Origin of the sequence: Mucilaginibacter aurantiaciroseus (assembly GCF_024055595.1) — a bacterium.
In the GTDB taxonomy this organism is placed as follows: Bacteria; Bacteroidota; Bacteroidia; order Sphingobacteriales; family Sphingobacteriaceae; genus Mucilaginibacter; species Mucilaginibacter aurantiaciroseus.
Genome location: NZ_JAMXOF010000002.1, coordinates 1,085,446 through 1,106,390 on the forward strand (window position 1 = coordinate 1,085,446; position 20,945 = coordinate 1,106,390).

At 40.1% G+C, this 20,945-nt stretch carries 13 protein-coding genes; 8 read left to right on the forward strand and 5 right to left on the reverse strand.

Annotated features, from left to right (window positions below; all coding sequences use genetic code 11):
* Positions 1-582 precede the first annotated feature (582 nt).
* The 4 genes from dinB to NAF17_RS13200 all read left to right on the forward strand — a co-directional run bounded on the left by dinB (position 583) and on the right by NAF17_RS13200 (position 7,167).
* Positions 583-1,740, forward strand: a complete 1,158-nt coding sequence (dinB, locus tag NAF17_RS13185) for a DNA polymerase IV (RefSeq protein ID WP_256474506.1) — start codon at positions 583-585, stop codon at positions 1,738-1,740.
* Between the two features lie 4 nt (positions 1,741-1,744).
* The gene (dnaE, locus tag NAF17_RS13190; RefSeq protein WP_252758458.1) at positions 1,745-4,687 is read left to right on the forward strand and encodes a DNA polymerase III subunit alpha; all 2,943 of its coding nucleotides are present in this window, start codon (positions 1,745-1,747) and stop codon (positions 4,685-4,687) included.
* A 354-nt stretch (positions 4,688-5,041) separates the two neighbouring features.
* Positions 5,042-6,568: a circadian clock protein KaiC gene (gene kaiC / locus NAF17_RS13195; RefSeq protein WP_252758459.1), complete on the forward strand. Its 1,527-nt coding sequence runs from the start codon at positions 5,042-5,044 to the stop codon at positions 6,566-6,568.
* Positions 6,565-7,167, forward strand: coding sequence for a chemotaxis protein CheB (locus NAF17_RS13200; protein ID WP_252758460.1), 603 nt, complete (start codon positions 6,565-6,567; stop codon positions 7,165-7,167). Before kaiC ends, NAF17_RS13200 begins: the two co-directional genes overlap by 4 nt.
* Positions 7,168-7,256: 89 nt before the next feature.
* On the opposite strand, the gene NAF17_RS13205 is transcribed toward NAF17_RS13200, so the two are convergent.
* Together NAF17_RS13205 and NAF17_RS13210 are read right to left on the reverse strand one after the other, a co-directional pair.
* Complete coding sequence (locus tag NAF17_RS13205) at positions 7,257-7,622, reverse strand: response regulator (RefSeq protein WP_252758461.1); 366 nt, start codon at positions 7,620-7,622, stop codon at positions 7,257-7,259.
* A gap of 97 nt (positions 7,623-7,719) precedes the next feature.
* Positions 7,720-11,256: a chemotaxis protein CheB gene (locus NAF17_RS13210; RefSeq protein WP_252758462.1), complete on the reverse strand. Its 3,537-nt coding sequence runs from the start codon at positions 11,254-11,256 to the stop codon at positions 7,720-7,722.
* 649 nt (positions 11,257-11,905) lie between these two features.
* Between NAF17_RS13210 and NAF17_RS13215 the strand changes: the two genes are divergently transcribed.
* The 4 genes from NAF17_RS13215 (at position 11,906) to NAF17_RS13230 (ending at position 14,693) form a co-directional block, all read left to right on the forward strand.
* A complete protein-coding gene (locus NAF17_RS13215; protein WP_252758463.1) occupies positions 11,906-12,250 on the forward strand; it encodes a four-helix bundle copper-binding protein in 345 nt (114 codons plus the stop codon).
* A 150-nt stretch (positions 12,251-12,400) separates the two neighbouring features.
* Positions 12,401-12,706, forward strand: coding sequence for a DUF6799 domain-containing protein (locus tag NAF17_RS13220; protein ID WP_252758464.1), 306 nt, complete (start codon positions 12,401-12,403; stop codon positions 12,704-12,706).
* A gap of 441 nt (positions 12,707-13,147) precedes the next feature.
* Positions 13,148-13,390, forward strand: coding sequence for a hypothetical protein (locus tag NAF17_RS13225; RefSeq protein WP_252758465.1), 243 nt, complete (start codon positions 13,148-13,150; stop codon positions 13,388-13,390).
* Between the two features lie 361 nt (positions 13,391-13,751).
* Positions 13,752-14,693, forward strand: a complete 942-nt coding sequence (locus NAF17_RS13230; RefSeq protein WP_256474507.1) for a LysR family transcriptional regulator — start codon at positions 13,752-13,754, stop codon at positions 14,691-14,693.
* Positions 14,694-14,697: 4 nt separating this feature from the next.
* On the opposite strand, the gene NAF17_RS13235 is transcribed toward NAF17_RS13230, so the two are convergent.
* From NAF17_RS13235 to NAF17_RS13245, 3 genes are all read right to left on the reverse strand, one after another.
* The gene (locus NAF17_RS13235; RefSeq protein ID WP_252758467.1) at positions 14,698-16,044 is read right to left on the reverse strand and encodes a dihydroorotase; all 1,347 of its coding nucleotides are present in this window, start codon (positions 16,042-16,044) and stop codon (positions 14,698-14,700) included.
* Positions 16,045-16,114: 70 nt separating this feature from the next.
* A complete protein-coding gene (locus NAF17_RS13240; protein WP_252758468.1) occupies positions 16,115-18,469 on the reverse strand; it encodes a DUF2309 domain-containing protein in 2,355 nt (784 codons plus the stop codon).
* Positions 18,470-18,475: 6 nt separating this feature from the next.
* Entirely contained in the window at positions 18,476-19,939 is a 1,464-nt protein-coding gene (locus NAF17_RS13245) for a proton-conducting transporter transmembrane domain-containing protein (RefSeq protein WP_252758469.1), read from the reverse strand.
* Between the last annotated feature and the right edge of the window lie 1,006 nt (positions 19,940-20,945).

The window sequence follows — 20,945 nt, forward strand, 5'->3', positions numbered from 1 at the left end:
CAAGCTTCTTATTGCACCGCTATCACAAAGGCGGGCCACGCACAAAAACCGTCAAGAGTACATAAACGGTGCTATGTTTTTGTTTTTATAGATTGTCCCTCCCTTGACGCTTTTTGTGCTTAGTCCGGGTGGTTGTTTAAGGGTTGCAATGGCCAGCTCTGTATAAAACTCAATTTTAAATTTAAAAGGTATTAAAAACGAAAGCCTGCTTGCCCTCGCGGAAAACAGACTTTAACTAAACCTTATCACAAGTAAGCGGGTTGCTTACTAAAATAATGTAATATACCTTTTCTGATTAAAAACACAATGTTTTAAAAAACAGGCACACTATCTCAAGGCTCAAAACCAGCCCATTTTTGTAAATTTTAAATTTGTATTTACCTTTTTCGTGATGGAAATAGTCCCGCACCTCAAAAGTTTGCACGTTGACTTGTCCAATGGCTATCTGAAAATTCTCTGTTTCCATAACTTTAATTTACTGAATAACAATCTATTAATAAAAGTGTGAAAATTTATTTGTCGTTAACGATTGAATTGCTAAAAATATTAGTATAATTTTATAGCCCTTTAACTGTCAAACTCATGAACACGAACCGTCAAATCATACACATGGATCAGGATGCCTTTTTCGTGTCCGTAGAAGTACGTAAAAATCCGTCATTGATCGGGAAGCCCGTTATCATTGGCAGTCTGTCTGACCGTGGTGTTGTAGCTTCCTGTAGTTATGAAGCCCGGAAATTCGGTATTCATTCTGCCATGCCGGCACGGATGGCAAGGATGCTTTGCCCGCACGGCATTTGGATCAGGGGAAATATGGATGAATATACGACTGCCTCGCATGAGATCACCGAAATATTAAAACAGGAGGTGCCGCTCATTGAAAAAGCCAGTATCGACGAGCATTATATTGATATGACCGGGATGGATAAGCATTATGGCACACTGAAATGTGCTAAAGAATTACGGCTAAAAGTTATCAAAGAAACTGGATTACCTATTTCTTTTGGGTTATCGGTAAACAAAACTGTTTCTAAAATGGCGACCAATGAATGTAAGCCCAATGGAGAACTTTCTATAGAATATATGGGGGTACAACCCTTTTTGAATCCGCTATCAATCCGTAAAATTCCCGGACTTGGGGAAAAGACCTTTATAAAATTAAGTGATATGGGCATCAAACGGATACATGAGTTGGCACAAGTGCATCCGGAATATATGACCAGTATCTTAGGCAAGAATGGAATTTGGTTATTGCAAAAAGCAAAGGGAATAGACGATTCACCGGTTATTCCTTACCAGGAGCAAAAGACGATCAGCAGCCAAATGACTTTTAAACAGGATAGTATTGACTTGGTTGCCATTAATTATTTACTCACCTCAATGGTGATGGATTTAGCGTTTGAACTTCGTCAAAAGAAAAAACAAACCGCTTGTATAACCGTGACAGTGCGTTATTCCACACGCGAAGATGTGAACAAACAAGCCAGCATACCCTATACTGCATTAGATGGTACATTGATCAAAAAGACCAAAGAACTTTTTAAGCAAGCTTATCAAAAGCGAATTTTAATCCGGTTGGTTGGTGTTAGGCTGTCAAATTTGGTGAACGGATTTGAGCAAATTGATCTATATACGGCATCCGAAGAACAATACAGTCTTTGCCAGGCGATGGATAAGATACGCCGCCGGTTCGGCCCTCATTCCATTAAGCTGGCCTCCGGCATGGATTTAAACTTGTAATGTCATGTACATCAATGTCCATTCTCAATATAGCCTGCGCTTTGGTACAATGTCTATCCCTAAATTAGTGGATGAGGCAATGGCGCGCGGTATAACGCAAATGGCATTAACTGATATTAATAATTCCACCGGCATTATGGAATTTATGCGGGAGTGTGACGAAAAAGGATTAAAGCCTATTGGTGGATTGGAATTTAGGAGGGGGAAAAAACTGCTTTATATTGGTATTGCTCAGAATAGAGAAGGAATGAAAGAACTGAATGATTTCCTCACCGAGCATAACCTGGAAAAAAAACCGTTACCAAATACTTCACCTGATTTTAAATACGCTTTTGTGGTTTACCCTTATGGATACCCCGGCGAATTAAAGAATAATGAATACTTAGGTATTCGGTTCGATCAGTTGAATCAACTATTTAATAGAGACATCTCAGCTATAAAAGACAAGTTGTTGGCCTTACAGCCAGTATTTGTATCAGATCGCATCGAATATCGTTTACATGAATATTTACGTGGTATTGACCTGAATGCGATATTGACGATGGTAAAGCCGGAAGATAAATGTATGCCAACAGATATGTTTTTATCCCCCGGTCAGTTAGAGGCAAAATTTTCCCGTTACGCCTTTATTTTGGATAACACCCGCAACCTGATGAACCGTTGCATAATGGACTACCCCAAAGGTCGTATCAATCTCAACCGTAAAACATTTACCGGCAATAAAAAAAACGACAAAGAGTTGCTTGAAAAATTGGCACTAAGCGGCATGGAATACCGCTATGGTAAAATCAACAAAGAAGCTTTAAAAAAAGTAAAGTACGAATTGAAAGTTATATATGAACTCGACTTTTGCGCTTATTTCTTGATCACCTGGGATATTATCCGGTATTCTTCTTCGCAGGGCTATTATCATGTAGGACGCGGTTCCGGTGCCAACAGTATAGTGGCTTATTGTCTTAAAATTACAGATGTTGACCCCATTGAACTCAACCTATATTTTGAACGGTTTTTAAACGCGCAGCGTACTTCGCCACCCGACTTTGATATTGACTATTCCTGGGATGAACGTGAAGATGTGCAAGACTATATTTTTAAAAGGTACGGTAGCCAGCATACAGCGTTGTTAGGTACAATGTCAACATTTAAAGACCGCAGTATAATTAGGGAAATCGGCAAAGTAATGGGTTTACCTAAATCAGAAATTGATGGTTTTACAGACCAAACTCGGGCAGATCTCAACCGAAATAATGAAACCTTTAAAAAAATCACAGCTATCTACGAGCACATGGCCAATATGCCTAACCAGCGTTCAATTCATGCGGGTGGAGTGCTTATATCGGAAGACCCGATCACCTACTACACAGCCCTTGATTTACCCCCTAAAGGCATGGCTACCGTGCAATGGGATATGTATGAGGCTGAAAAAATAGGTTTTGACAAGTATGATATTTTAAGTCAACGCGGTATCGGGCATATTAAAATGGCGGTTAAATTAGTAGAAGAAAACCAACAGCGCAAAATTGATATTCACCAGGTAAAATCATTTATGAAAGACCCGGTAGTGAACGCACAATTAAAAACCGGAAATACCATTGGCTGTTTTTATATCGAATCGCCAGCCATGCGGCAATTGATCCGGAAACTGGACTGCGATAATTATTTGATATTGGTTGCGGCCAGCTCCATTATCCGGCCCGGTGTTGCAAGTTCAGGGATGATGGGTGCATATATTAAATACCATCATGCTCCTGAAACAGTTAACTATCTCCATCCCGTAATGGAGGAACAACTGAAAGAAACCTATGGCGTAATGGTTTATCAGGAGGATGTGATTAAAATTTGCATCCATTTTGCAGGCATGGATGGCACGGATGCGGATATATTGCGTAGGGGCATGAGTGGCAAATACCGCTCAAAAAAAGAATTTGACCGATTGGTAGAACGATTTTTTGAAGAAGCAAAGAAGTTAGGCAGACCGGATGATGTTGTAGCAGAAGTATGGCGACAGGTATCTTCATTTGCGGGTTACAGTTTCTCTAAAGCACATTCTGCCAGTTTCGCGGTCGAAAGTTACCAAAGCCTATTTTTAAAGACCTATTATCCCAGGGAATTTATGGTGGCCGTACTCAACAATTATGGAGGTTTCTACAACCGAGCGTTATATGTGCTTGAATTGCAGAAAGCAGGGGCCCACATACAGTTACCGTGTGTGAATAACAGCGATAGCATTGTTAACATCACCGGAGTAGATGTGTATTTGGGGTTTGTTGGTGTCCACGGCTTAAATGATACTTTTATAATGCTTATTCCCGAAGAACGGCGCGAAAATGGTATTTATCAAAGCCTGGAGGATTTGATAAAACGTACTGGTTTAGGATTGGAACAGACGATAATATTGATTCGCGTTGGTGCTTTGCGGTTTACTGGAAAAAGCAAAAAGGAATTGCTATGGGGCGTTCATTTATTAATGGGTAATAAAGTAAAGCCTGATAATGAAATAGAACTATTTTGTCTGGAAGCAAAGAATTATAGCCTGCCGGTGTTGATAAACACCAAGTTAGAAAACGCCTATCATGAATTAGAAATATTAGGATTTTCCTTGAGCATGTCCATGTTTGACCTTTTGGAAACGGAATACCGGGGCGAAGTTTGTGCAAGTGATTTGATAAACCACGTTGGACAATTGGTTAGAATGGTTGGGTTATATGTTTGTGAAAAAACGGTTCACACTAAAACAAACAAAAAAATGTGGTTCGGAACCTTTTTAGATGTTGAGGGCAATTTCTTTGATACCGTCCATTTTCCAAATGCTACCTCTGCTTATCCGTTTAGAGGTGCTGGTTGTTATTTAATGCAGGGAAAGGTTGTTCAGGAATTTGGTTTTGCAAGTTTAGAAGTTCTTAAATTTGCAAAACTCCCAATATACGGTAACCCGGTTATGGGATAGTATAAAATAGCCCTACTTGATGATAATAACGAACAGGTGATTGATATAAGCCTGTTACACACATCATTTTCTTTAAATAGACTTAAAGGGGGAGCGATCCTCTTTGTTGTGAAAATTGCCCTGCGGCGGGCTACGCCGCCCGGAAGAACACCCCCTGTTTTCTTGTTGTTTGATGATCTTTGGTGAATACAGGAGGTGCATTTACAAAATTGGGTTTTAATCAACTCCACTAACACAAACCCTTGCTGTAATTGTTTAAACTGAGGTATGCTCATTTATATTTAATGATCTCATTAAGTTTTTTAATTAAAATATGGCCGCTGAAGCGTGTAGTAAAATTGTAAACATATAAACATGAAAACCAGTACTAATCTTCCTAAGCAACTACTAAAGTGTCTCACCGGTATTAAAGGCTTTGACGAAATTACGGAAGGTGGACTCCCGAAAAACAGAACTACTTTAGTTAGTGGAAGTACCGGCTCAGGAAAAACCCTTTTTGGGATTGATTTTTTAATCAATGGTGTGACCAAATTCAAAGAGCCGGGCGTCTTAATGTCTTTTGAAGAAACAGAAGATGAACTTTATAAAGACGTGGCTTCTCTCAACCTGGATTTACATGGGCTTGTTTCCCAAAAAAAAATCCTGATTGAACATGTTCATTTGGAGCGCAAAGATATACAAGAGCTTGACTTTAATCTGGAAGGGCTATTCGTTCGTTTGGAACATGCCATTGACTCTATTGGTGCAAAACGAGTTGTTTTAGATTCCATTGAATCTCTATTTGCAGGCATCACTGATATTGGCATTCTTCGCTTAGAAATAAAAAGACTTTTTAGATGGCTTAAGGAAAAACAAGTAACAGCGATTGTTACCGGAGAGCCCGAAAAAGAATTTTATACCCGTCATGGCCTGGAGCAGTACATTTCCGATTGCATCATTCTTCTGGATAACAGGGTTAAGGAACAAATTGCCATTCGTAGAATCCGTGTAGTTAAATTTCGCGGTTCAAAACATGGAACAAACGAATATCCTTTCGTAATTGATAAAGATGGACTTTCAGTAATTCCAATCACCTCAGCAGGGCTTGATCAACCAGGCACGGCTATGAAAGTTTCGACAGGAATACCATCATTAGATAAAATGTTTAGAGGGATACCAGGTTATACCACTGGGAGTACGATACTTGCTTCCGGTACGGCAGGCACCGGAAAAACAAGCTTAGCTGCCGCATTCGCTTTAGCAAGTTGTAAACGTGAAGAACGCTGTCTTTTCTTGTCTTATGAAGAATCTGCAGGGCAGCTCACTCAAAATATGAGTTCTATAGGTTTTCATTTAGAACCAATGATAAAAAAAGGGCTCTTAAAAATTGTGTCTACCAGGCCTTCATTTTTTGGCTTGGAGATGCATTTACTTGATTTATATAAACTGATTGCTGAATTCAAACCAAAAACTGTTGTCATAGATCCACTGACAAGTCTTATTGGAGAGGGAGACCAACGTGAAGTCCGGTCAATGATTACCCGCATGATTGATCTCTTAAAATCCAATGGCATCACGACCTTTTTTACAAGTCTTGTTTCTTCCGCAGCACAAAATGACACAAGCGGTGAAATCGGGGTATCTTCACTAATAGACACTTGGATTGTAGTGAGAGAATTAGAAGAAGACGTCAGTAAAAAACGGATTCGCGGACTTTTCATTGTTAAGTCTCGTGGCTCAGGCCACGACAGTGATGTCCATAAATTAATTTTAAGTGATGATGGAATTAAATTGGTGCCAATGAATAATAAATCTACAGCGGTCGCGGATAAGAAAAGGAAGATCGGTAAAAATGTTTCTGAGGGTCAAAAATTAATTAAACAAGATAAAGGTGGAAAATGAAAAAAGGTGTATCTTTCGTAGATATGCGAGCCTTGCACCCTAAATTCATTGTTGGCATTGGCGGCTCAGCCGGTGCGCTTAACGGATATAAGGCACTTTTGAATACCATGCCGGCAAATACAGGCATGGCCTTTGTCATTATTTCTCACATGAATCCCACAGCGCATAGTCAGTTAGCTGAAATACTGTCGCGTCATACGAAAATGATTGTAAAGGTTGCTTCTGAGGCGATGCCAATTGAGGCAAATAACGTTTATGTAATTCCTTCAGACTCAGATCTGCTAATGGAGAATTATACCTTTAAAGTTACCTTTCCCCGCTCTGGCAGGAACAAGCAGGTTGATTTGTTTTTTATTTCTTTAGCGGAAGCAATGGGGGAGCGCGCGATTGGAATTGTACTTTCCGGATATGATCATGATGGTACCGAGGGATGCAAGCAAATCAAAGCAAACGGAGGAAAAACCTTTGCTCAGGACATGTCTGCCGAAGTAGAATTTATGCCGCTTAGTGCCCGGGATTCGGGTAATATTGATTTCGTTATCCCCCTCGACAAAATTCCGGGTAAACTAAAAAGTTTGGCAGATGCGCTTGAAACTTAGAAATGAAAGTGCAATACTAATTTTAGTTGTAGAGGAAAATATTGGAGATAGTATAAGTTCTATCAACGTTTTTAAACCATCATCCAAATTTACGCTGCCAATTGCTTGTCAACCACTTGGAGCAAATAATCAATATCAAAAGGTTTCGCGACAAAATCATTGGGTGCACCTGACAAGTGCAATGATTCAGCAAGATCATGTGTCCCCGAAATTAGAATAACGGGCAGAAAATAAGTCAAATGATTTTCCTTTATCTCCTTACAAATTAAGCGGCCATCCATGCCGGCAAGCATTACGTCCATTAATATCAAGTCTGGTTGAAATTCTTTGATATTTTCAAATATAGTTTCTCCGGATGATAATTCTCGAACTGCATATCCATTATCAACTAAAAGAATGGATACCATTTCCAAAATATCAGCATCATCGTCAAGAATCAATATTTTTTTGCTCATAATATGGAGAAACATCCGGGTTATATGTAATTCAACTCACTGAAGCAGATTATGTTTTTTTTTATTGAAATTAGTTGGTAACCTCCGAAAACAATCGCTAGGATAGCGGTAAACTGAAACAAAAGGTTGAGCCTACGCCCTCTTCACTTTCCACCCACACCTTGCCTTTATGCCGTTTGATTATTTCTGCAGAAAGGTAAAGGCCAAGGCCAAAGCCTGAAATGGATTGATTGCGAATACTATCTATCCGGTAATAACGATCAAATAACTTTTCCTGGTCCTGTAATTTTATACCCATTCCCTCATCTTTTACTTTTACTTGGACAGTATTGTTCAATTCTTTGCAAGAAACCTCTATGTTTTTATCTTTAGAACAATATTTTAACGCGTTACTTAAAAAGTTGTTGATTACCTGTCCGATTTTATCCCGGTCTGCCTTAACTACTATAGGAGGGTTAGGCAGTAATATTATATTGCGGTTATTTGATATTATAACTACTTCTTCTACTGTTTCATTCAATAGGGCATTCATTTCGAAAGTCTGCTCGTTCAAATGTATTTTGCCAGCCTCAAAACTTGAAAGATTTAAAAAGCCATTGACCAAGGCAGTCATTTTCTTAACCTGACTATTCGCTTTATCCAGCGCACCCACTGTAAAAGGGTCTTCGGTTTTCTTTGACTTTACGCTTAACATTTGTATATAGCCTTGCAGTGTGGTTAGCGGTGTTCTGAGTTCATGGCTTGCCATAGCTATAAAGTCATTTTTCCGGATCTCATCCTGTTTATGGATTGTAATATCATGTACTACCCCTGTAAAATACGTCGGCTTATCTTCGTGATCATAGGAAAGGTCGCCATTGGCCCTCACCCAGCGCAGCTTTCCGTCGTGAAACCCGTGTAGGGGGTATTCTATATCACATTTCACACCCTGGTTAATATTTGCTTCTACTGCACCGGTCACTAACGTTTGATATTTACTATCAATTTGTGCAATTGCCGCTTCATAACTCATCTGCTCATGGGGGTAAAAACCAAATATCTCTTTAAGCCGTTGGGATGGAATAAATTCGCGCGTTTGTAAGTTTATAGACCACATTCCCATTGCTGCCGAATCTATGGCTATACCCAGCATTTTATTACTGACATTTAATTCCCGCTGTATCTTTTTTAATTCGGTAATATCATTAAACGTAAGAATGGCACCATCTCTTTTATTATCTGCCTGTCGTATGTAAGGCATCGTCATGATTTGGTACCATTTACCATTATTGGTTTCAATTTCTTTGGTGATTATGCTGCCATTAGCAAGCACTTTTTTAACATCCTCAATAATGGTTTCAAATTTGATATTGGTAGAAATATTGCTAAGCGGCCTGCCCACATCTGTTTCCAGCAGGTTGAACTGCTTTACTGTACCCGGCGAAAATTTCATTAACCGAAGGTCATTATCAATAAATAACTGACCGTTGATGTTACTCCTGAAGTAATTATTTAAATCGTCATTAATTTCGAGCAGTTCTTTGTTTTTTAACTGGTAATCCGCATTAATGGTATGCAGCTCTTCATTTACCGATTGCATTTCTTCATTGGTACTTTGCATTTCTTCATTGGCCGAAAGAAGCTCTTCATTAAAAGACTGCATGTTTTCATTGGAAGCATCAAGCTTTTCATGAGCAGACTGAAGCTTATCTTTTAGTTCCTTCAACTCTTCTTCCAGGTTCATGGTGTACTCACCGTGATATATTTTTTCATCAAACACCATGTCTTCCCGATGTTCTGTGCTCAATAATTTATCCTCAGTAAAAGTTATCATTAACAATGTTTGCTCACCCTTCTTTCCGTTCAATGGGCGTATAGAGAGGCTAACTTTAATTACCGATTGGTTATTTTTAATTTTTATACCTGTAAGGGTGTTTTTTTGGTTTGTTTTTAAGGCGGTGGTTTTTAATGTATTAAACGCAACGGCAAGTGGCTTTGGCAAAAGCTCTTCCAGGTTTGAAGTATAATGCTTTTGTAAAAAATATTTTGTCGTATCGCCGTAAGATTTTACCACTTGATTGTTTTCATCAATACAAACGGCCAGGTAATCCAGGTCTTCAGCTAAACCAACGTACATTTTTTCTGCCTGAGAATTATTTGCACTTTGGGAAGTATCCTCATAAGACAAGGAGGAGGTTTTACGTTTTGGATCAACGACCTCTGGTAATGAAAATGTATCAAATTGTAAAAGCCGCTTTGTTTCGAGATTCTTGTAGATCTTATATTTTTTATGGGCGACTTCCAGGTTTTTGATGATGGGCATCGGGTTTTCACTGGAACCTAAAAACAGGTAACCATCCTTTTTTAGCCCAAAAAGCAACATGGTAAATATCTTTTTTTGCAATACAGGTGTCATGTAGATCAGCAGGTTGCGACAGCTGATAAAATGCATATTGCAATAGGGAGGGTTTTTTACCAGGTCGTGATTTGCAAAAATCACCATTTTGCGGATTTCGGGGCTGATCCTGTAATTATTTCCTTCTTTAAGAAAATAACTTTCCAGCCGCTCTGCCGATACCTCTTTTGCAATGCTTAAATTATAGATGCCTTTGCCAGCCTGCACTAACGCGGCAGTATCAATATCAGTAGCAAATATTTTTACAACGGTATTTTTTAGTTTGCCGGTTAATTGCTCAGCTATTAATATGGCAAGTGAATATGCTTCTTCGCCGGTAGCGCAGCCCGCTACCCACAGTTTTAATTCTTCCTCCAGTGCAAGATTTTCTAATATGCCAGGCAATACCTTTTTTTCAATAAAGTTAAAGGCCTCTTTATCTCTAAAAAATGAAGTGACACTAATTAAAAAATCCTTGGCCAATGCTGCTATTTCCACGGGTGTGGCCTTCAAAAAGTCAATGTAATTTTCTAATCTGGTAAAATTATTATAAGCCGCCCTTCTTTTAATTCTTCTTAGTATAGTAGTTTGCTTATAATCCGAAAAATCAAGCGGTAGCTGTTCATTGATCAGATGTATAATTGCCTCCAGATTTTTTTGGTCGTCAACGGTATCAGGTATTAATTCCAGCTCGTGTTTTACATAATCTTCAATAGCACCCGGCATTAATTCAGGTTCCAAAATAAAATCTACCATACCTGTAGCTATGGCGTTAGATGGCATACTGGCAAACTCTGCTGTTTCCGGATTGCGGGCCATCACCATTCCGCCTGCCTTTTTAATAGCCTTTATACCCTGGGTGCCATCACTTCCTAAGCCCGATAGCACTACTGCAATAGCTTTGGTACCGCAATCTGCCGCCAGGGAGTTAAAAAATGTGTTTATCGTGAGGTGAGGGCCTGGGGCCTTTTCCTTGCTTGTTAAAAATAATGTATCATCGCTTATGGTCATGAACTTATCGCTGGGGATAAGATAAACCTGGTTGCTTTTGACCCGCATACCATTTCTGGCTTCCTCAACTACAAGCTTGCTGTGCTTGGCCAGCAATTCAACCATCCTGCTTTTAAAATCAGAAGATAAATGCTGTACAATGATATAGGATACGCCATCTAAAGGTGTGTGGTCAAAAAAGGAATTGATTTCTTCCATGCCGCCAGCAGAGGCACCAATAGCAATAATATGATGGGGGTTATCTTTCATAAGACAGAATTTTAAAGAGCGGTATTAGAAATTTTTAAAATTTTTAAAGAGCACAAAAGCGGGTATAATCTAACTTACAACTATAATTCTGTAAATAAGTTTTTATTGGTGAACGTATTGTGTTATCAGATAAACCTTTCACTTACAGCTTTCGGAAATGGTATAATTTAAATCAGAATTTTAATGTCGGCATCATTTTCGATATACTAATTATATGTATCAAGGAAATGATCATTAGAAAACCGAAAGTTGATGATGCAGAGTTAGTCCGGCTAATTTCATTAAAAAGCAGAGCGGGCGCTGAAGTGCTGTATGACAGGTATACTATGGTCTTATCGTTAGTGATCATCCGCATTGTCCCTGGAAAAAAATAAGCTGAAGCTGTGCTTGAGCAAACCTTTATTAAAGTCTGGAACTCCTTTAATGTTTACATCCGGCAAAATGGAAAGCTGCTGCCCTGGATGATTGTTATCGCCAGAAATTTAATAAAAGATACTATTAATGGTAAAATTAATCTACCAAAAATGGCAGTCAAAACTTGAAAAAGGTGAAGCTAATTAACCGGCTTTTCTGATTTTAAATACAGACCCGTTTTACTATGATTTCTTTAGTAAAAACAATGATATATTAATCACTTAAAAAAAAAGTTATGCTACATCAAAATCACCATGAGCTTATTCAAAAACTTTTAAATTGCGCTTTGTCTTGCGAAATCTGCGCTACCGGTTGCTTAAAAGAAGAAGATGTTAAAATGATGGCCCGTTGCATCAGCCTTGATCGGGATTGTGCAGATATTTGTATCCAGGCAGCACGATTATTAAAACGTGAATCAGAAATAGGTCATCAATACCTGTTGATATGTGAAGAAATTTGCAGGATGTGCGCCGCAGAATGTGGTAAACATGCACATGAACATTGCAAGCAATGTGCCCAGGCATGTAAAGATTGTGCCGATGCCTGTCATGCCCACCACGAGCTAATTACTCAGAATTAATCTCTTATTGAATAGGATAGGTCAGATGCTGCTATCAGCCACGATTAATATTTGTGGCTCGAAATTTATAAATTATAACATACATTAAATTATAAAACCATGAAAAAAATACTAATGGCCATGTTCGCAGTTGCATTGAGTTGTAGCGCAATGGCACAAACAAAGATGTCGGATACATCCATGAACAAAATGGACCATATGGGCATGCAAAAAATGGACAACAGTGTCATGATGATGAATGGCAAAATGATGACCATGATGAATGGTAAAAGTATGCCAATGACAGAAACTAAAACCATGTTAAACGGCACTATGGTCATGACCGACGGTACTGTCAAAATGAAAAGCGGCAGAACTATGACGTTAAAAGAAGGGCAGTGTGTAATGATGGACGGTAAAATAATGAAAATGCCTATGAAGAATAGCATGATGAAAGACACTATGAACAAAATGTAGTTATCTTCATTAAAGCCCGGAATAGCCCTATTTCTGGGCTTCTTATTAGTGTTTTTTTTGTAAATATGTATTACACAAAATGCAAAAGCAAAATGGACAATGGGAACTTTTACGGCGACTCTTCCGGTTTTATAGTTGAATTTAGGCCTGATTGTGACGCTTACAGACCCCAATGCAAACCCGTTCAAAATTGAATAACTACGGCCGCAATTAGATGATCTTAAAAAAGTAACCAACAATACGTGGATAATTACAATTAATAGTAGAAAACATTTTACCGGTAAGTATATCCATCAGTTAGGCGCTTTGATAGTAACCGAGCAAAAGGAATTGTTTACAGACGAATTAATTTGTTAGTTGATAAATGTTACGCAATTTACCGGCCTAAAAAACATACAGTTTTCATTAAAAGAATACAATTTATGTTTTATTTAAATATTAATGATGGTTTTTAAAATTATACAAACCAACGGAGTTGCACGGCTTATGTTTATTACCACCGACGTTTATAAAACTCGGAAAGTGTGGCGGATAATTTTTGAGGATAAAACAGAGGTTATGCTTTATAAATTAGCTGACGAATGGATGCAACGGAATGAAGATAACCTGGATGATTATACCTTAAAGACCATTGGTAAATGTATTAATACTATTATTTTAGAAAAAGAAATTACAACAACCTAAACAGATATGTTCAAAACATAATGCGTTAAAAGTTCATGTTAAAGCATTAACGAATTCTCAAAGCCAAAGCCGTTAAAGCTGCTTTGGCATCTGCACATCTTTCATTTCGGGCGGCCTTTTATCATTTTTGGTCTCTTTGGCTCAAATTGAAAGGTTAGATAAATCCTTATAAAGTTCCCAAGACGTGTTAATGCCAAATATTGGGTTGTACCTTAAAATTAGCTCATTTTAAGGTGATCAATTTTAGTTATTATGGGCAAAATGTTTGTCATAAAGTTTAATGTATGATGTGATGTTAATTTCACAAACTTCTATTGTATATTTTAATTTATCTTTACGATAGAAAACATAAAATTAATTTATGCATTATACTTTACATCAGCTCCAGATATTTTTGAAAATTTCACAGACCAAAAGCATTACAAAGGCAGCGGAAGAACTACACCTGACCCAGCCTGCGGTGTCGATACAATTAAAAAATCTACAGGACCAGTTTGAAATACCACTGACAGAGGTAATTGGAAGACAATTGTATGTAACGGATTTCGGTGCTGAAATCGCCATTGCCGTAGAAAAGATTTTGGGGGAGGTTTACGCCATCAATTACAGGACCTTGGCCTACAAGGGACAGCTAAGCGGCAGGCTTAAGCTATCGGTAGTTTCTACCGGCAAATATGTTATTCCATACTTTCTTTCCGATTTTTTAAAACAGCACCAAGGCATAGAGCTCGTGCTTGATGTAACCAATAAGGCACGGGTCATTGAAAGTCTTGAAAAAAACGAAGTTGATTTTTCCCTGGTATCTGTACTGCCCGAAAAACTTATTGTAGAGAACATAGAGCTAATGCAAAACAAACTCTATCTTGTTGGCGCCGGAGGGGAAACCCACGCAATTAAACCTATTACCCACCAAATCTTAGAAGAACTTCCGATTATCTACAGGGAGCAGGGATCAGGTACGCGGTATACCATGGAAAAATACATCTCGGCGCACAGTCTAAACGTGAGAAAAAAAATGGAACTTACCTCGAACGAAGCGGTAAAACAGGCCGTTATTGCGGGCCTTGGCTACTCGGTCATGCCATTGATCGGCATTAAGAACGAACTCATTAACGGAGAGTTGTGTATTATCCCCGTAAAAGGGTTGCCTTTGAGTTCGGTCTGGAATATGATCTGGCTCAAAAACAAGGCCTTCTCTCCGGTAGCGGCTGCTTTTTTGCTGCATCTGCAAAAGGAAAAGGCCAGGATTATCAATGAAAAATTTTCCTGGTTTGAACAGTACGTGTCCAGCCAGAACAGCTAAACATTTACCGGATCTTTTCGAAAGAAAGACGCATGCCCTTTACACTTTGATCAAATTGGCCCTTATTGAAAACCAACTCGCCGTTTACCCAGGTATGGGTTACCGCACTTAGAAATTTTTGATCCATCACCGGCGACCAGCCGCACTTGTAAATTAGGTTTTCCCGATTTACCTCGCTTGCCAAGTCGAGATCTAATAGTACCAGATCAGCGTAATATCCCTCCCGGATATAGCCTCTTTGCTGGATACGGTATGCTTGGGCGACATTATGGCTGGTTTTTTCCACAATCTGCTGCAAACTGATCAGCCCCCGGTGATAAAGTTCCAGCAACATCAATAGGGCATGCTGGACCAGGGGGCCTCCGGGTTTGGCTTTTAGATAGCTGCCTTGCTTTTCAATGAAAAGATGGGGAGCGTGATCAGTTGCAATAATGTCCAGGTGTCCGCTTAGCAGCAAACGCAACAATCCGCGTTTGTCCCTTAATGTCTTAACGGCAGGGTTCCATTTGATGCTATTGCCTAATTTTTCGTAATCCTGCTCCGAAAAGTAAAGATGTGGCAAGCAGGCCTCGGCCGTGATACGCTTATCCCGGACAGGCTGTTTAGCGTCCAATAGACTTGCTTCCGCTAAGGTAGAGATGTGTAGCAAATGAACCTTGTTTCCGTATTGCTTAGCAGATTTTAATACCCGTGTGGTGGCTTCTACGCAAGCTTGCTCGCTGCGGATACAGGCGTGCAGCTTACAGGGATTGATTTCACTACCAGTTCCCCATTTTTGCGTATTACGTCCTATTACGGCATGGTCTTCGCAGTGCAGGGCTACCAGGGTATCACATCGGGAAAACAAAAAGTCCAAAAATTCAGGATCGTTTGCAAGTCTTACTTCCTGATTATCGAGGTAAATTCCATCATCGCTCAGCCCGCAGACAGTTTCAGGATCAGTCCGTAATGCTTCCTCCCAGTTGCTCCGGCTGACCCCCATAAAAAAGGAATAGTTTGCCAATGATTTTTTTGCGGCAATTCTAAACTTCTCCTCCAGGCGCTCTTTACTGAGCACTGCCGGCATCGTGTTGGGCATATCCATAAAAGAGGTTATTCCCCCCGCAACTGCAGCTCGTGACTCGGAATTAATATCTGCCTTGTCAGTGAAGCCGGGTTCTCTGAAATGGACCTGATCATCGATCATCCCGGGTATCAGATACTTTCCATCGCAATCAATGACAGCAGTATTTACGGCATTTATAACCGGTGCAATTTTTGAAATGGGGCCATTTTCTATTAGTAGGTCAGAGGTGTATATCTTTCCCTCGTTGATAAGCTGGACATTTCTTAAAATTGTTTTTTTTGCCATGCTGAACTATATTTACGATGATGTCAGATGACAGAACCAAATCCTTTAAATGACCGTTTCCAATGCGCTATCATTCAAGATTAAAGGACAACATTGACGAAGCGGCCATTTCTTCATTATCTATTAGTGCCCAGCTGCCATCTTTTTGATAACGGCTGATCTGATTATCTCCCAAGGGGTCAATAACTAACAAATATATCCACTCATTGACAATCAATCGCTTTAACTGATCGTTTCTTAAAAGTATTTGCTCAATCCGCTCACATGGCGCCTGGATGATTACAGATAGCCTGATGGGATGGTGGTAAATTACGCTGTCCGAACTGTTGACAGACTGCAAGGGCAGCCCGGCCTTAAGATCTCCACCGTTACCGCTGACTACACCAAACCTCCCGGTAACATTATGGGTTATCTTAGATCCCCCGCCAAACCTGTCATTATCTACCGTCGAAAAATAGTAGTGGTTATTGATCCACTGGGTAACAACCATCGGGCCCTGCATGATCATTTCCAAGTAAAGTCCCTTTTTGTCCAACTCCCAATCATAAGAATGCAGAAAACACCTGCTTTTAAGATCCATATTCTGGCTCAGAACGCGGGGTGCCACTATAAAACCAGCATTCCCGGCCAGACCCCATTCAGGCCTGGTTTCCGCCCAGTCTGCTACTTTTCTGCGGGCTATATTCCGCCCGTTTTTTTTCTGCTGCCGTTCGGCGATTGCAGATTGCTGAAACTCCTTCAGATCGGACTTGAGCAGCGTAATCCTTAAGGATTGGGATGCGGGTACTTCCGCATCGAAAAGAACAAGCTCATCTGTGGCCGTATTGTGTTCGGCACCCATAAAGAATGTGCCTCGCGGAATGTCTATCCCAAATTCCGCTTTGAGTGCTGATCTTACTTCGGGGAGATTGGCCAGCGCCGCCAGCATCCTGGCATTATGACGGCCCGGGCTTGCAGCGCAGGCTCCGCAGTCTAGGCTGGACGCAAAGGGATTATTAACAGATTGGCTTCCGTGTCCGGCAAAGATGACGAGCGGCGCAAAATTTCTCCAGCCCAGAAGCTCAAAGGCAGACTTTACAATCGCCACCTTTTCAATGAGTTCTATTTCACTGTTTATTTTTTCATCGCCATGGTAACCCATTTGGGTGGTACAGCTGTTCTCATGCGTAGTTTTACCATTGAATTGCCGGGTACCGAATATTGACCTCCTCAGTAGAGCGAGGCCGTAGAACAGTCCCGTCCCCTCAACATAACCAAAGGCCGAGGGAAGCATGTTCTTCATGCGCTGACCGAGAAAGTCAGCAAATTTTTGATAATTTTTTCTTTTCAAGTACTGCGCCATATCTGAGGCTTTGCCCGGTAGCGGAACCTCTGAAATGGTATAGGCCGAAGACAGGATCGGTGGGCAGGATTTGCGAACCAGCCCGCTCGCGGGGTCCCTGTAATCTGCTGCAAGCCCAAAAAAACCGGCATAGCCGAAAGTTTCATAGTCTCCTTTAGCTTCTATATGCCTTCTGATCAGTTCTGACCTGGTGTCGATACAAAAGACAAATTGGGCCAGAAGGTTCTTTTTTATAAAAGGTACAGATTTGAGGTGTATCAAATTTTCACTAATGGCCTTTCCCAAGCCCTTTTGCCAACTCTTTTCCCATGCCCTTAGCCATAAAAGCTGTAAGCTGAACAAGTCAGTTTCATGGTGATCTACGGGTTTTATTGTATGTATCTCCGTATTGATTTGACCTGCAATCCACATACGGACGGCCAGGTACTCCTTCAGGGTAATGGGATATTTCTGCTGCCAGAGGGAGCCTTCCTGCATCCGGTATTTAATGTAACCGGTCCAGCCCGGCAAAGCGGCGAGGTGGTGACCAAAGATGCTTACACATTCTTTAGGTGAATAACTTTGTAATGATGCCGAAAGTGCCTGTTCTGCTGTTTCCGGTATTTTATTACCCGTGATAATTCCGATCTCTTGGTCATAAATTGCTAATCTTCGCCAGCAGACAAAAAAACCTTCCGACCTTCCTGGCATTTCCCATTCAGCCATTCCCTCGTCCATGAACATACCAAGCCATTTAGCCATGATCCTGTCCAGTTTAGGATTGCCTTTGATTGGATGGCTATCGCCAGCCATATCCATTTCTTTCAGATAAAATTCCGCCTGCTGGTAAAGCCCTGCTTCCGTTAATATTTCCTTTAGGATATCATCCTTGATTTCTCCACAACTCCAGGCCTGTTGGAACATGGAGGCAGTGGGCAGCACCGAACCACCAAAGTATTTTTTAGCTTTTTGAATGGCGTCCCCGAATGATAAACCCTCATAGCCGGATAATGGATTAGAGGTCACGAAGCCATAAAGCGGCCAGGTTTTCCCAATTACTGAAGATGCCTCTTCAATCTCAGCATTAAAATCTGAATTGATCATATCGACTTATTTTTTTAAGGTTAGAATGGTTTTATGATAGGGTTGGGATAAGTTTAATAGCTTCACGTAGAGCCATGGAAATTTTTTGTAGATACCCAGCTTGATAATGAAAAATCCGAGCAGAAAAACTACACCAAAGAATATTTGTATCAGCGAAATAGAAGTTGACGTCCCCACAGCGGGCATATCCTTCATGATAAAGCTCACCCCGTTATATATAAGTGCATAGCTGCCTATTCCGGCGGGAAACAATAGCAGTGGAAGCAACAGTTTATGTCCAAACGAGAGCGAGTTTTGTTTAACAATATTATAAGTTGCCTGTCCTACGGTAATCGCCACAATCAGGGTCAGAAAGACACCGCTGTTCATAGCTGTTCCCTTTCCGGTCAGCTGGGCGAAGACCACAGCGCCCATGATTCCGCTTATGATTACAATCAGTGCTTGCAGTGGCCTGATCTGGATGGATGTGGGTTTCTCAGGTACAGATGCCTGGATATTTTCTCCGGAGGACAAAAAAAGGTAGGCCTTATAAAATCCATGAAGGATCAAATGGGTAACGGCTGCATTGAAAAACCCCAGCCCGCACTGCATGATCATAAAACCCATCTGGGCAATGGTTGAACAGGCCAGTTTTTGCTTTATGCTTGTTTGTAGAAGTTTAGTGAACTGGGCAACTATCGATGTGATGCCCCCGATAACAAACAGCAGGGATAGGGCCTGGGCATTTACAAGCAGGGAAGCAAAGATGGTAAGCAGGATGCCCGAACCGTTTACAAATCCGGCGTGCATAAGCGCCGAGGCAGGAGTTGGTGCAGTCATTGCAGAGAGCAGCCAGCGATGAAATGGATAAATGGCCGATTGTAGCAATGAAGCAATAATGATTAATAGAGCGGATGTTAAAAGGATAGGTTTCGGCAAACTGTTCAGCGCAGGCATAATCCCGCTAAGGGTAAGTTTATCCGAGCTAAAGGCAAGTAACAGGGTTCCCGCGCTGAGCATAATACCGGAACATAGAAAAAACTTTTGCGCATAGCTTGATGCTTCTCGGGCCGCTTCCCAATCAGATTCTACTCCTATTAATCTTGCCATAAAAAAACCCATCAAAAACCAGGAGATTAAAAATACCAGTACATGATCTCCTGATACTAGGATCATAACCGATAGCGTAAAACCAAGACAAAGACCAGCAAAACGTGTTCGGTGCCTGAATCCTTGAAGGTAGGTCGAACCATATTCGCTTACAAGCGCACTGAAGAAACTGACCACGCACCATATCAGTAATGTAAAACCGCTTATTCTAAACACCCCCCATAATTTCCAGTTCGGATATGTTGGTCCCAACGTGATCATAAAGGTCGTAGCAAGGAACACCAGCGCAAATAAAATTGTAATTAGTGTACTAAAATCATCGGGAAATCTTTTTTTGGTTTTTTGAAGGTAAGATTGAGGGGTATCTATTTTTAAATTCATATTGATGGGGATATGGTGGATATTTGATGCCGCAAAGCTGTGAAAAATGGGTTATAAGTTTTTATTTATATTATATATATAATACATAAATAAAATTTATGAAATTAATTTATTTCTCGTACGAATAAAAATCACATAATGATTTTGGGAGGCAATTTTCAAAGCTGACTTGGTCTTGAAAGACAGTTCACTCTGTTCTAAAAAATACGTAAGGATAATTTTTTATTCAAGACGAAAAATTATTTTTCGATTAACCGGACTTGGGTGTTTGAAATTTAAAATACTAGCGTGGTTACTACTTATAGCCTGATTAAACCACGCGCAATTAGCTACCGTTAACTACCAGGAGCTTTTAAAACCTATTTACATAGAAGAAATGACAAGATAGCTTTATCCTTTTAACTCGCGTAGTGGATAAAGTGGGACAGGGGCATTATTTGATTCGCTACTAATACGTTCTGTTGATCGTAATTGTTCGAGTCGTTCCCCGACAAGAAAAGCAGAACAATTGATGATGAAATTTATCGATTTGTGGAAAATGGTGACGTCAGGCATTAGTTCAATACCGGGGTGTTGTTTTAAGAAACCAGCAAGGAAATAGGGTATAATATATTTATAGGTAGAAACTACCGAAAGTTTTAAGCGTCCGGCCAACGGCCCTTTATACGCTAAGGTTATATAATTTTTAGCCTATACCCTGCCAATATTTTTTTGGAGGCAACCGCAATTTCTTTACCAATATCAGTTACATACAATTGCCGGCCAATAACTTCGGTTAATAGAATTTCAAACTGGTCTTGGAAATTCTTTATTTGAATAGACACTGTCGGCTGTGTAAGATCTAATTCTTGCTACCTTTGTAAGACTTCTGTTCTGCGTGATCCTCAAAAAGATATGAAGCTGGTGCAAAGTTTTATTCATAAGTTTTATTTATGTTAATCATCAGAAATATAAATGAAAATTTATACATTAGTATGTAGAGTTTTGGTGAACATAAACGAACAAA